Annotated in this window: 12 protein-coding genes; 8 read left to right on the top strand and 4 right to left on the bottom strand. The window is 72.7% G+C overall.

All coding sequences use genetic code 11. The annotated features are described in order from the left end of the window. Nucleotides 1-11: 11 nt before the first annotated feature. On the bottom strand, nt 12-857 hold the full coding sequence (locus tag ACF1A5_RS01820) for a hypothetical protein (protein WP_392191193.1): 846 nt from the start codon (nt 855-857) through the stop codon (nt 12-14). A 159-nt stretch (nt 858-1016) separates the two neighbouring features. Here ACF1A5_RS01820 and ACF1A5_RS01825 point away from each other — a divergent pair, with 159 nt between their 5' ends. Both ACF1A5_RS01825 and ACF1A5_RS01830 read left to right on the top strand, forming a co-directional pair. Further along, the gene (locus tag ACF1A5_RS01825) at nt 1017-1361 is read left to right on the top strand and encodes a hypothetical protein (RefSeq protein WP_392190824.1); all 345 of its coding nucleotides are present in this window, start codon (nt 1017-1019) and stop codon (nt 1359-1361) included. Between the two features lie 20 nt (nt 1362-1381). After that, nucleotides 1382-2566, top strand: coding sequence for a glutathionylspermidine synthase family protein (locus ACF1A5_RS01830; RefSeq protein WP_392190825.1), 1185 nt, complete (start codon nt 1382-1384; stop codon nt 2564-2566). A gap of 234 nt (nt 2567-2800) precedes the next feature. Here ACF1A5_RS01830 and rocD read toward each other — a convergent pair whose 3' ends face one another. Continuing rightward, nucleotides 2801-4006 (bottom strand): ornithine--oxo-acid transaminase, encoded by a 1206-nt coding sequence (gene rocD / locus ACF1A5_RS01835; protein ID WP_392190826.1) that lies wholly within the window; start codon nt 4004-4006, stop codon nt 2801-2803. Nucleotides 4007-4218: 212 nt separating this feature from the next. Between rocD and ACF1A5_RS01840 the strand changes: the two genes are divergently transcribed. The 3 genes from ACF1A5_RS01840 (at nt 4219) to ACF1A5_RS01850 (ending at nt 7563) form a co-directional block, all read left to right on the top strand. Next, nucleotides 4219-5673 (top strand): glycine hydroxymethyltransferase, encoded by a 1455-nt coding sequence (locus ACF1A5_RS01840; RefSeq protein WP_392190827.1) that lies wholly within the window; start codon nt 4219-4221, stop codon nt 5671-5673. A 142-nt stretch (nt 5674-5815) separates the two neighbouring features. Then, a complete protein-coding gene (gene trpS, locus ACF1A5_RS01845; protein WP_392190828.1) occupies nt 5816-6829 on the top strand; it encodes a tryptophan--tRNA ligase in 1014 nt (337 codons plus the stop codon). 152 nt (nt 6830-6981) lie between these two features. Further along, a complete protein-coding gene (locus ACF1A5_RS01850) occupies nt 6982-7563 on the top strand; it encodes a 2'-5' RNA ligase family protein (protein ID WP_392190829.1) in 582 nt (193 codons plus the stop codon). A gap of 82 nt (nt 7564-7645) precedes the next feature. On the opposite strand, the gene ACF1A5_RS01855 is transcribed toward ACF1A5_RS01850, so the two are convergent. Then, complete coding sequence (locus ACF1A5_RS01855; protein WP_392190830.1) at nt 7646-8398, bottom strand: decaprenylphospho-beta-D-erythro-pentofuranosid-2-ulose 2-reductase; 753 nt, start codon at nt 8396-8398, stop codon at nt 7646-7648. An 85-nt stretch (nt 8399-8483) separates the two neighbouring features. Between ACF1A5_RS01855 and ACF1A5_RS01860 the strand changes: the two genes are divergently transcribed. Then, a complete protein-coding gene (locus ACF1A5_RS01860) occupies nt 8484-9401 on the top strand; it encodes a YihY/virulence factor BrkB family protein (RefSeq protein ID WP_392190831.1) in 918 nt (305 codons plus the stop codon). Here ACF1A5_RS01860 and ACF1A5_RS01865 read toward each other — a convergent pair. Then, the gene (locus ACF1A5_RS01865; RefSeq protein WP_392190832.1) at nt 9349-10629 is read right to left on the bottom strand and encodes a D-alanyl-D-alanine carboxypeptidase; all 1281 of its coding nucleotides are present in this window, start codon (nt 10627-10629) and stop codon (nt 9349-9351) included. The two genes, ACF1A5_RS01860 and ACF1A5_RS01865, sit on opposite strands and share 53 nt — an antisense overlap. A gap of 91 nt (nt 10630-10720) precedes the next feature. Between ACF1A5_RS01865 and ACF1A5_RS01870 the strand changes: the two genes are divergently transcribed. Both ACF1A5_RS01870 and ACF1A5_RS01875 read left to right on the top strand, forming a co-directional pair. Next, the gene (locus ACF1A5_RS01870) at nt 10721-10960 is read left to right on the top strand and encodes an SCO4848 family membrane protein (RefSeq protein WP_356182417.1); all 240 of its coding nucleotides are present in this window, start codon (nt 10721-10723) and stop codon (nt 10958-10960) included. Between the two features lie 45 nt (nt 10961-11005). Next, nucleotides 11006-12361, top strand: a complete 1356-nt coding sequence (locus ACF1A5_RS01875) for a metallophosphoesterase (RefSeq protein ID WP_392190833.1) — start codon at nt 11006-11008, stop codon at nt 12359-12361. Nucleotides 12362-12374 lie beyond the last annotated feature (13 nt).

The following is a 12374-nucleotide window of genomic DNA, read 5'->3' on the forward strand; positions in this document are numbered from 1 at the left end:
CGGCCGCCGTCTCAACCCGCCCCCGCCCCGGCCTCCGCCCCCGTCTCCGCCGGTGCCTCGCCGAACCGGGCCAGGGTCAGTGCGCCTGTGATCGCGACGGCGAAGCCCAGGACGGCGAGCCAGGTCAGGCCCTCGCGGGTGCGGTCGCCCAGCCAGATCACCCCGACCGCCGCGGGTCCGATCGTCTCGCCGATCACCATCCCGGCGGTGGCGGTGGTCACCGAGCCGCGCTGCAGGGCGGAGGTCAGCAGCAGGAACGCGGCGCCGCCGCCGACCAGCAGCGCGTACGCCGCCGGGTTGGTGAGCAGGTCCGGCAGCGCGAGCGAGTCGATCAGGCGGACCGACACCTCCACCACCCCGAACCCGAACCCGGCCCCCAGCCCCAGCAGCAGCGCCCGCCCGCGCCCCGTCAGCCGGCCGCCCATCGCGCCCAGCGCCAGCACCGCACCCGCCGCCGCGAGCATCGCCCACTCCAGCGCGGCCGAGCCGCCCGTACTGCCCTCCGTCCCCGACGCCAGCCCCAGCATCGCCAGCCCGGCGCACACCACGCCCACCGCACCCCACTCCACGCCGCTCAGCCGCACCCGCAGCAGCCGGGCCGAGGCCACCGCCGTCACGGCGAGACTGGAGGCGAGGGCCGCACCGACCGCGTAGATCGGGATCGACCGCAGCGCGGCGATCTGGAGCAGGAAGCCGAGGCCGTCGAGCGCGAGCCCGGCCAGATACCGCCACTGCCGCACCGCCCGCAGCAACAGAGCCGCGTCCCCGCCCCCACCCCCGCCCGCCGCGCGCGCGGCGATCGCCTGAAGCACCGTCGCCATGCCGAAACAAACCGCCGCACCCAGTGCGCACACCATTCCAAAAAGCACGAAAGGACTCTAGGCGAACGGAAGTTCCGCGGGGCCCTCTGCACGCACGCTCTCACCCGTCTCTAGGCTGGCGACCGAAAACCGGCCAGGATGGGACGCCGGCCGACGGCCGGCGGACCACGGGCAACAGACAACGGGGAGACGGACATGGCGGACTCACGCCGGCAACTTCGCTCGGGCGCGGTCGTACTCGGGGGCATGGGACTTCTCGCGGCGGCGCTGACCGCCTGCTCCTCCGACCCGGACAAGCGCTGCGTCGACCGCGACAGCTACAACGCGCTGCGCGGCTACAAGGTCGTCTCCGACAAGAACTGCAAGTCCGCCAAGACCTCCGTGCACGGCGTCTGGTACTACGGCGGCAAGAAGAAGAGCGGCTGGGTGGACGGCGGCTCCCTCACCAAGCCCCGCAGCGGCTCCCGCGGTTCGGGCGGCGGCCACGGCGGCGTCGACCGCGGCGGCTTCGGCGGCGGCAAGGGAAGCTCCGGCGGCTGACCCGGGACGAGGACGCAGACATGCACCGCCGCACCACCGATCCCCGCCCCGACTGGCAGCGGACCGTCGAGGCACAGGGACTCATCTACCCGCTCACCCGCCACCCCGACGGCTCTCTGCGCCCCTACTGGGACGAGAGCGCGTACTACGTCTTCACCCTGGCGGAGGTCGAGGCGCTGGAGGAGACCGTCGAGGAGCTCCACCGCATGTGCCTGGCCGCCGCCGCGCACATCGTGGAGACCGACCGCTTCGCCGACCTGGGCATCACCGACCCGCGCGTGGCGCGGGCGGTCGCCGAGGCCTGGCACCGGCGCGCCGAACTGCCCACCCTCTACGGCCGGTTCGACCTGCACTACGACGGCACCGGCCCGGCGAAGCTCCTGGAGTACAACGCCGACACCCCGACCTCCCTGGTCGAGGCCGCCTCACCGCAGTGGTTCTGGATGGAGGAACGCTTCCCCGGCGCCGACCAGTGGAACTCCCTGCACGAACGCCTCGTCGCCGCCTGGCGCGAGCAGTCCCCGCTCCTCCCGTCCGGTGGCCCGCTGTACTTCGCGCACTCCTCGGCCGACGAGCTCGGCGAGGATCTGATGACGGTCGCCTACCTGAAGGAGACCGCCGAGCAGGCCGGCCTCGACACCGACTGGATCTCCGTGGAGGAGATCGGCTGGGACCCGCTGTCCGGCCGGTTCGTCGACAACCGGCTCCGCTTCATCCGCAGCTGCTTCAAGCTCTACCCCTGGGAGTGGCTGACCACCGACCGCTTCGCCGACCACGTCCTGGACACCCTGGACAACGGCGGTGGCTCGGGCAGCACCCTGTGGATCGAGCCCGCCTGGAAGATGCTGCTGAGCAACAAGGCGCTGCTCGCCGTCCTGTGGGAGCTCTACCCGGGCCACCCGAACCTGCTCCCCGCCCACCTCGACGGCCCGCGCGAGCTCGCCGGCACCACCGGCTACGTCGCCAAACCGCTGCTCGGCCGCGAGGGGGCCGGGGTGACCGTCCACGAGCCCGGCGCCGCCCCCGCCGTCCGCGACGAACCCTGCTGCTACCAGCAGCTGGCGCCGCTGCCCGCCTTCGACGGCAACCACGTCGTCCTCGGCGCCTGGGTGGTCGGCGACGAGTCCGCCGGCCTCGGCATCCGCGAGTCCTCGGGCCTGATCACGGACGAGTACGCCCGCTTCCTGCCGCACGTGATCCTCTAGCCGGACGCGCTCCGGACCGGACGCGCTCCGACCGGGCGTCCTCCGGGCCGGGCGTCCTCCGGTCCGGACGGCCCCGGGCCGGGCGCCTGGCAGTCTGGGCGCCCTCCCAGACGGCCCCCTCCGAGGGCGGGGCTTCCGGGCCGGGCGTCTTGCGGGCCCGGCCCTGCCCCGGGCCGGGCGCCCGCTCGTCCGGGCGCCCCGGGGGGCGACCCCCGGGGCGCCCGGACGCACGCCCTACCCGCCCAGCACCCCTCGCAGCTGGTCCAGCCCCCAGTCCAGGTCCTCCTTGCCGATCACCAGCGGCGGGGCGATCCGGATCGTCGAGCCGTGGGTGTCCTTGACCAGGACACCCCGGTCCATCAGTCTCTCGGACACCTCGCGGCCCGTCCCGAGCCCCGGCGCGATGTCCACGCCCGCCCACAGACCGCGCCCGCGCACCGCCGTCACCCGCCCCGTCCCGGCCAGCAGCCCCAGCTCCCGGTGCAGATGCTCGCCCAGCTCCGCGGCCCGCGCCTGGTACTCGCCCGACCGCAGCATCGCGATCACCTCCAGCGCCACCGCGCACGCCAGCGGATTCCCGCCGAACGTCGACCCGTGCTCGCCCGGCCGGAACACCCCGAGCACCTCCCGCGAGGACACCACCGCCGACACCGGCACGATCCCGCCGCCCAGCGCCTTCCCGAGCACGTACACGTCCGGGACCACCCCCTCGTGCTCGCAGGCGAAGGTCCGGCCCGTCCGGCCCAGCCCCGACTGGATCTCGTCGGCCACGAACAGCACGTTCCGCTCCCGGGTCAGCTCCCGCACCGCCCGGAAGTACCCGGCGGGCGGCACCAGCACCCCCGCCTCGCCCTGGATCGGTTCCAGCAGCACCGCCACCGTGTTCTCGGTCACCGCCGAGCGCATCGCCGTCATGTCCCCGTACGGCACGATCGCGAAGCCCGGCGTGTACGGCCCGAAGTCCGCCCGTGCCTCCGGATCGGTGGAGAAGCTGATGATCGTCGTCGTACGGCCGTGGAAGTTGTTGCCCGCCACGACGATCTTCGCCATCTCCGCGGGCACCCCCTTGACCCGGTACCCCCACTTCCGGGCCGTCTTCACGGCGGTCTCCACCGCCTCCGCGCCCGTGTTCATCGGCAGCACCGTCTCCATCCCGCACAGCTCGGCCAGCCCCTCGCAGAACGCGCCGAACCGGTCGTGGTGGAACGCCCGCGACGTCAGCGTCACCCGCTCCAGTTGCGCCTTGGCCGCCTCGATCAGCCGCCGGTTGCCGTGCCCGAAGTTCAGCGCCGAGTACCCGGCCAGCAGGTCCAGGTAGCGCCGCCCCTCGACGTCCGTCATCCAGGCCCCGTCCGCGGTGGCGATCACCACGGGCAGCGGATGGTAGGTGTGCGCGCTGTGCGCGTCGGCGGTGGCGATGAGGTCTTCCGTAGCGGTCACGGCGGCTCCCGAAGGTGAAGGTCACCCTCTTCCTATCCTCGCTCGCATGGTGGACGCGGGAGACTCCCCGGCCGGACCGCCCGGTAGGCTGATCGGCGGGCCGTGACTGGCGCGCTGGGATGGGACGGACCATCGGGGAGCGGCCCGAGCGGGAAGTGTGCCGTGCGCCTGGGCCGTACCGTGAACGACGAACGCCACGTCCGGAGGTCCTGATGCCCGAGAACTCTGCGCCCCTCTCCACCGAGTCCACCGCCTTCCGTGCCGCCCTCGACGTGATCCGCGCGGTCGAGCCGCGCGTCGCCGACGCCATCGGCCAGGAGGTCCACGACCAGCGCGAGATGCTCAAGCTGATCGCCTCCGAGAACTACGCCTCTCCGGCCACCCTGCTGGCGATGGGCAACTGGTTCAGCGACAAGTACGCCGAGGGCACGGTCGGCCGCCGCTTCTACGCCGGCTGCCGCAACGTCGACACCGTCGAGGCGCTCGCCGCCGAGCACGCCCGCGAGCTGTTCGGTGCCCGGCACGCCTACGTCCAGCCGCACTCCGGCATCGACGCCAACCTCGTCGCCTTCTGGGCCGTCCTCGCGGACCGCGTCGAGGCGCCGTTCCTGGAGAAGACCGGGGCCCGCCAGGTCAACGACCTCTCCGAGGCCGACTGGGCCGAGCTGCGCCGGGCCTTCGGCAACCAGCGCATGCTCGGCATGTCCCTGGACGCCGGCGGCCACCTCACCCACGGCTTCCGCCCGAACATCTCCGGCAAGATGTTCGACCAGCGCTCCTACGGCACCGACCCGGCCACCGGCCTCATCGACTACGACGCCCTGCGCGCCTCGGCCCACGAGTTCAAGCCGCTCATCATCGTGGCCGGCTACTCCGCCTACCCCCGCCTGGTGAACTTCCGGATCATGCGCGAGATCGCCGACGAGGTCGGCGCGACCCTCATGGTCGACATGGCGCACTTCGCGGGCCTGGTGGCGGGCAAGGTCCTCACCGGCGACTTCGACCCGGTCCCGCACGCCCAGATCGTCACCACCACCACCCACAAGTCGCTGCGCGGCCCGCGCGGCGGCATGGTGCTGTGCGACGACTCCCTCAAGGACCAGGTCGACCGCGGCTGCCCGATGGTGCTCGGCGGCCCGCTCCCGCACGTGATGGCCGCCAAGGCCGTCGCCCTCGCCGAGGCCCGGCAGCCCGCCTTCCAGGACTACGCCCAGCGCATCGTGGACAACTCCCGGGCCCTGGCCGAGGGACTGGCCCGCCGCGGCGCCACGCTCGTGACCGGCGGCACCGACAACCACCTGAACCTGATCGACGTGGCCGGCTCCTACGGCCTCACCGGCCGCCAGGCCGAGGCGGCCCTGCTGGAGTCGGGCATCGTCACCAACCGCAACGCGATCCCGGCCGACCCCAACGGCGCCTGGTACACCTCCGGCATCCGCATCGGAACCCCCGCGCTGACCACCCGGGGTCTCGGCACCGCCGAGATGGACGAGGTCGCCGGCCTGATCGACCGCGTCCTCACCACGACCGAGCCCGGCACCACCGCCAAGGGTGCCCCCTCCAAGGCCCAGCACGTGCTCGACCCGAAGGTCGCGGACGAGATCTCCCACCGCGCCACCGACCTGCTGGCGGGCTTCCCGCTGTACCCGGAGATCGACCTCGGCTGAGTCCTGGTGACAGCCCCGCCGCGGCGGCCCGGCTCCCGCCGGGCCGCCGCGGCACGTCTGTCACACCCCTGGAGACGAATCGGGTCGCATCTGTTTCCGGCCAGTTCCGGACCGGGCCCGGGGACCTGAGAGAATGATGAACATGGCCCTAGACCGACCCCGCGTGCTGTCCGGCATCCAGCCCACCGCCGGCTCGTTCCACCTCGGCAACTACCTCGGCGCGGTCCGCCAGTGGGTGGCCCTGCAGGAGACCCACGACGCGTTCTACATGGTCGTCGACCTGCACGCGATCACGATCCCGCAGGACCCCAAGGAGCTGCGCGCCAACACCCGGCTCGCCGCCGCACAGCTGCTGGCCGCCGGCCTCGACCCGGAGCGCTGCACGCTCTTCGTCCAGAGCCACGTCCCCGAGCACGCCCAGCTCGCCTGGGTCATGAACTGCCTCACCGGCTTCGGCGAGGCCTCCCGCATGACCCAGTTCAAGGACAAGTCCGCCAAGCAGGGGGCCGAGCGGGCCTCGGTCGGCCTGTTCACGTACCCGATCCTCCAGGTCGCCGACATCCTGCTGTACCAGGCCCACGAGGTCCCGGTCGGCGAGGACCAGCGCCAGCACATCGAGCTCACCCGCGACCTCGCCGACCGCTTCAACGGCCGCTTCGGACAGACCTTCACCGTGCCGAAGCCGTACATCCTCAAGGAGACGGCGAAGATCTACGACCTGCAGGACCCGGGGGTCAAGATGAGCAAGTCGGCCTCCACGCCGAAGGGCCTCATCAACCTCCTCGACGAGCCCAAGGCCACCGCCAAGAAGGTCAAGAGCGCGGTCACCGACACCGACACCGTCATCCGCTTCGACCCGGAGACCAAGCCCGGCGTCAGCAACCTCCTCACCATCTACTCGACCCTCACCGGCGAGGGCGTCGCCGAGCTGGAGGAGAAGTACGCGGGCAAGGGCTACGGCGCGCTCAAGACCGACCTCGCCGAGGTCATGGTCGAGTTCGTGACCCCGTTCCGGGAGCGGACCCGGCAGTACCTGGACGACCCGGAGACCCTCGACTCCGTCCTCGCCAAGGGCGCGGAGAAGGCCCGCGCGGTGGCCGCGGAGACCCTCTCCCGGGCGTACGACCGGGTGGGCTTCCTGCCCGCCAAGCACTGAGGCGCAACCACCGCACACACGTACCAGGGGCAGAGCGCTGCACATCACTGTGGCTGCGCCTGCCGACAGGACCGCCGTGGTCGTACAGTCGATAGCCGGACGGCCACGACGAAACGGCTGAGAACCAAACAGACACGACGACAGGAGACGACGTGGGGACCGTAACGATCGGCGTGTCGATCGCGGTCCCGGAGCCCCACGGCAGCCTGCTCCAGGAGCGGCGCGCGGGCTTCGGCGACGCCGCAGCTCACGGCATCCCCACGCACGTCACCCTGCTGCCGCCGACCGAGGTCGAGGCCGCACGGCTGCCCGCGATCGAGGCCCATCTGACCGAGGTGGCCGCGGCCGGCCGCCCCTTCACGATGCGGCTGTCCGGCACCGGCACCTTCCGGCCGCTGTCGCCGGTGGTGTACGTACGGGTCGCCGAGGGCGCCGAGGCGTGCACCTGGCTGCAGGGGCAACTGCGCGATCCGTCCGGACCGGTGCCACGGGAACTGCAGTTCCCGTACCACCCGCACGTCACGGTGGCCCACGGCATCGAGGACGCGGCGATGGACCACGCCTTCGAGGCGCTCGCCGACTACACGGCCGAGTGGCCCTGCACCGGCTTCGCCCTCTACGAGCAGGGACCTGACGGCGTGTGGCGCAAACTGCGCGACTTCGCCTTCGGCGGCTGCGCGGTGGTGCCCCCGCAGGCGTCCCCCGTGGACCGGGGCAGCCTGCCCGCCCGGTAGACCCGCCGGCCTCCAGGGCGGCCCCAGTGGCCGCAGCCGCCGTGACTCCACCTCCTGCAGCGGCAGCCGCCTGGGCTCCGCCCTACAGCGGCAGCCGCCGGAAGACCGCGCGCGGCAGATGCCGCAGCGCCGTCATCGTGAGCCGGAGCGTGCCCGGCACCCAGACCGTCTCGGAGCCCCGCCGCAGCCCGAGTTCGACGGCCGTGGCCACTTCCTCCGGCGTCGTCGTGAACGCGGCCGGCCCGCCGGGCGTCCGGCTCGTCCGGACGAACCCGGGGCGTACGACCATGACACGGGCGCCGGTGCCGTGCAGCGCGTCACCGAGCCCCTGGGCGAAGGCGTCCAGGCCGGCCTTGCTGGAGCCGAAGATGAAATCGGCGCGGCGGGCCCGCTCGCCGGCCACCGAGGAGAGCACCACCAGGCTGCCGCGGCCCTGGTTCTGCAGGCCCTGGGCGCTGACGAGGCTCGCGGACACCGCCCCGGTGTAGTTGGTCTGCGCGACGCGCACCGCGCTCAACGGCTCCCGCTCGTCGTACGCCTGGTCGCCGAGGAGGCCGAAGGCCAGCAGCACCATGTCGACGGCACCCTCGGCGAACACCTTGCCGAGCACCGTCTCGTGGGACTGGGGGTCGAGCGCGTCGAAGGCGACGGTGCGCACGTCCGCGCCCAGGGTGCGCAGGTGCGCGGCGGCCTCCTCCAGGGCCGGTGAGGGACGGCCCGCGAGCCAGACGGTGCGGGTGCGGCGCACGATGAGGCGGCGCGCGACGGCCAGCGCGATCTCGGACGTGCCGCCGAGGACGAGCAGGGAGCGGGGGAGACGCGAGGCATCCATCACGGCAGCCGACTGTATCGCCCGATTATGAGCGATATGGCCGAGAAACGCGGTGTTCACGCGAACGCTGAGCGGGCACAGTCCGATCATGGACTGGCTGAAGAAGCTCCCCGTCATCGGCCCCCTGGTGGCGCGTGTGATGCTCACGCACGCGTGGCGGTCGTACGAGCGCCTGGACCGGGTGAAGTGGACCCGGCTGGCGGCGGCCATGACCTTCGTCAGTTTCGTGGCGCTGTTCCCGCTGCTGACGGTGGCCGCCGCCATCGCCGCGGCGACACTCGGCCCCGGGCAGCAGAAGGAGCTCCAGGACAGGATCGCCGAGCAGATCCCCGGGATCTCCGACCAGCTCGACATCAGCGCCCTGGTCCAGAACGCCGGCACGGTCGGCCTCATCGCCGGTGCCTTCCTGCTGCTGACCGGCATCGGCTGGGTCGGCCAGACCCGGGACTGCCTGCGCGCGGTGTGGGAGCTGCCCGACCGCGAGGAGAACCCGCTGCTGAGCAAACTCAGGGACGCCGGTGTCCTCGTGGGGCTCGGCGGCGCCGTGCTGGTGACGCTCGCCGTGTCCACCATCGCCTCCGCGGCCGTCGGCTGGACCTCCCGCCAGGTCGGGCTGGACGAGCAGAGCTGGGGCAGTGTGCTGCTGCGCGTCCTGGCCTTCGCCGTCGCCGTGCTCGCCGACTTCCTGCTGCTGCTGTACGTGCTCACCCTGCTGCCGGGCGTCGAGCCGTCGCGCCACCGCCTGCTCGTGGCCGCGCTGCTCGGCGCGGTCGGCTTCGAACTGCTCAAGCTGCTGCTGAGCGGCTACATCCAGGGCGTGGCGGCGAAGAGCATGTACGGCGCCTTCGGCGTCCCGGTGGCGCTGCTGCTGTGGATCAACTTCACCGCCAAACTCGTGCTGTACTGCGCCGCCTGGACGGCGACCGGGAGCAAGGAGGACGGGGGAGCCGTGCTCACGACCGGTTCCGGCGCCGCACCAGGTCCGGCAGCGGCCAGCGGCGGTTGACCACGAACGCCCCGGCGGCGAGCAGCACCAGCACTCCGCCCGCGATCGCCAGCGCGGTCCCGGCGCCGCCGGAGCCGGCGGTGGCGCTCGCCACGGGCCTGGCCGAGGAGCCGCCGCCCGCGCCGCCCGCCCGGCCTGCCGCGGCGGTGGCGCCCGGCTGCGCGCTCGCCGCGGCCCCCCTGGGCGCCACCAGTGCGCCCACGGGCGTGACCTTGCCGGCCGCCTGGAAACCCCAGTCGAACAGCCGGGCGGTCTCCTTGTAGACCTCGTTGTGCTCCTGCTTCTCGGGGTGCATCACCGTCACCAGGAGCACTTTGCCGCCGCGTTCGGCGACGCCGGTGAAGGTGGCGCCCGCGTTGGTGGTGTTGCCGTTCTTCACCCCGGCGATGCCCTGGTACACGGGAGTGTCGTAGTCGCCGCTCAGCAGCCGGTTGGTGTTCTGGATCTCGAAGGACTCGCGGGTCGGCTTGCCCTTCTCCCCCTTCTTGCCCTTCGTCGTGGCCCCCGGGAACGAGGCCCGCACGGTCGAGCAGTACTCGCGGAAGTCCTTCTTCTGCAGCCCGGAGCGGGCGAACAGTGTGAGGTCGTACGCCGAGGACACCTGCCCGTCCGCGTCGTAGCCGTCCGGGGTCACCACGTGCGTGTCGAGCGCCTGGAGGTCCTGGGCGTGCGCGTTCATGTCCTGCACGGTGCGCTCCACACCGCCGTTCATCGCGGAGAGCACGTGCACGGCGTCGTTGCCGGAGCGCAGGAAGACACCGAGCCACAGGTCGTGGACGGAGTAGCTCTCGTTCTCCTTTATCCCGACCAGGCTGGACCCGGCGCCCATCCCGGCCAGGTCGGTCACGGCGACCCGATGCTGCTGCGACCTGGGGAACTTCGGCAGCACGGTGTCGGCGAAGAGCATCTTCATCGTGCTGGCCGGGGGCAGTCGCCAGTGCGCGTTGTGCGCGGCCAGCACCTGCCCGGACTCGGCGTCCGCGACGATCCAGGAGCGCGCGGTGAGGTCCTTGGGCAGCACGGGAGCACCGCTGCCCAGTTCGACCTGGGTGCCCGCCAGACCGAGGCGGGCACCGCCCACGGCCGACATGTGCGCCGGGGGAGCGACAGAAGGACTCGTCGTGGGGCGCGGGGCCGCGAGCGCGGCGGGCACGGCCGTGGAGAGGGACAACAACGTGGCGGAAGCGATCAGCAGGGATCGCCTGGCGATCTTCAGAGGTGCGGGCACGGACGAGAAAGTACATGCCCCGGTCACTGGTGTCCCACCACCGGCCCCACCCCGGCCACCGAGCCGCACGCCCCGCGGTGATACTGGACGTATGAAGCTCAGCCGCCCGGTCTCCTGGTTCCTGCTCGCCTTCGGGGTGTGGAGCTGGATCATCTGGGTCACTTTCGTCAAGAATCTCGTCAAGGACGGCAGCGGGCTCGCGTTCGACCACGGGCACCCGACGGCGTACTTCTGGGTGCACCTGGCCCTCGCCGTCGTTTCCTTCGTATTGGGGACGGTCATCGGGGTCATCGGGTTGCGCGGACTGCGCGCACTGCGCCGGACGTCATAGCGATCCGGACACCCCGAAGGGGACCGACGGAGGGAACTCGGCGGCATGGTGGTCGTCTTCGTGCTCGTGGCGCTGCTCGTGGTGGGTGTCGTCGCGTTGGGCAACTGGTACGTGTGGCGCCGCCTGTTCCGCGACACCACCCGCGGCCCGGGCACGGCCCGCCGCGTGGGCGCCGCGCTGATCGCGGGCGGCTGGGCGCTGGCGATCGGCGCGCTCGTCGCCGAACGCGCCGGCGCCCCCTTCTGGCTCCAGCGCACCCTGGCCTGGCCGGGCTTCCTGTGGCTCGCGCTCTCGGTCTACCTGCTGCTGGGCGTGCTGGCCGGTGAGGTCGTACGCCCGCTGCTGCGCCGGCTCCTCGAGCGGCGTACCCGCGCGGAGGCGGCCGAGGTGCGGGCGCCGCACACGGAGTCGGTGGCCGTGACGGTGGCGGCGGCAGGCGGGCCCGAGCAGCCCGGGGCCGCGACGGCCGGGACCGGGACCGTGGAGGCCCGAAAGGCCGGGCCGTTGGCGGCCGGAGCGGATGCGGCCGGACCGGTGACGGAGGCTGGCGATCCGCCGCCGGCCCCGCCCGCGACCCCCTCCCGCCGCCTCTTCGTCTCCCGGGTGGTCGCCGGTGCCGCCGCCGCGGCCGCCGTCGGCACCGTGGCCGAGGGCACGTACGGCGTGCTGCGCGGGCCGCGGGTGAAGCGGGTCACCGTCCCGCTCGCCAAGCTTCCCCGCTCCGCGCACGGCTTCCGGATCGCGGTCGTCAGCGACATCCACCTGGGCCCCACCCTGGGCCGCGGCTTCGCGCAGAAGGTCGTCGAAACCGTCAACGCGACCCAGCCCGACCTCGTCGCGGTCGTCGGCGACCTGGTGGACGGCAGTGTCAAGGACCTGGGCCCGGCCGCCGCGCCCCTGGCACGCCTGCGCGCCCGGCACGGTGCGTACTTCGTCACCGGCAACCACGAGTACTTCTCCGGCGCCGAGCAGTGGGTCGATCAAGTACGCCGCCTCGGTCTGCGCCCGCTGCAGAACACCCGCACCGAACTGCCCTTCTTCGACCTCGCCGGGGTGAACGACCTCCAGGGCGAGAGCGAGGGCCAGGGCCCGGACTTCGCCGCCGCGCTGCACGACCGGGACACGGCACGGGCGTGCGTGCTGCTCGCCCACCAGCCGGTGCAGATCCACGAGTCCGTCCGCTTCGGCGTCGACCTCCAGCTCTCCGGTCACACCCACGGCGGCCAGTTGTGGCCCGGCAACCTGATCGCCGCGGCCGCCAACCCGACGGTCGCGGGTCTGGAGCGCTACGGCGACACGCAGTTGTACGTCAGCCGGGGCGCCGGAGCGTGGGGTCCGCCGACGCGGGTCGGGGCCCCGTCCGACATCACGGTCGTCCAACTCGCCTCGAGGCAGGCCTGATCGCAGCCCGGGC

It is taken from the genome of Streptomyces sp. NPDC014864 (assembly GCF_043081525.1).
Classification (GTDB): domain Bacteria; phylum Actinomycetota; class Actinomycetes; order Streptomycetales; family Streptomycetaceae; genus Streptomyces.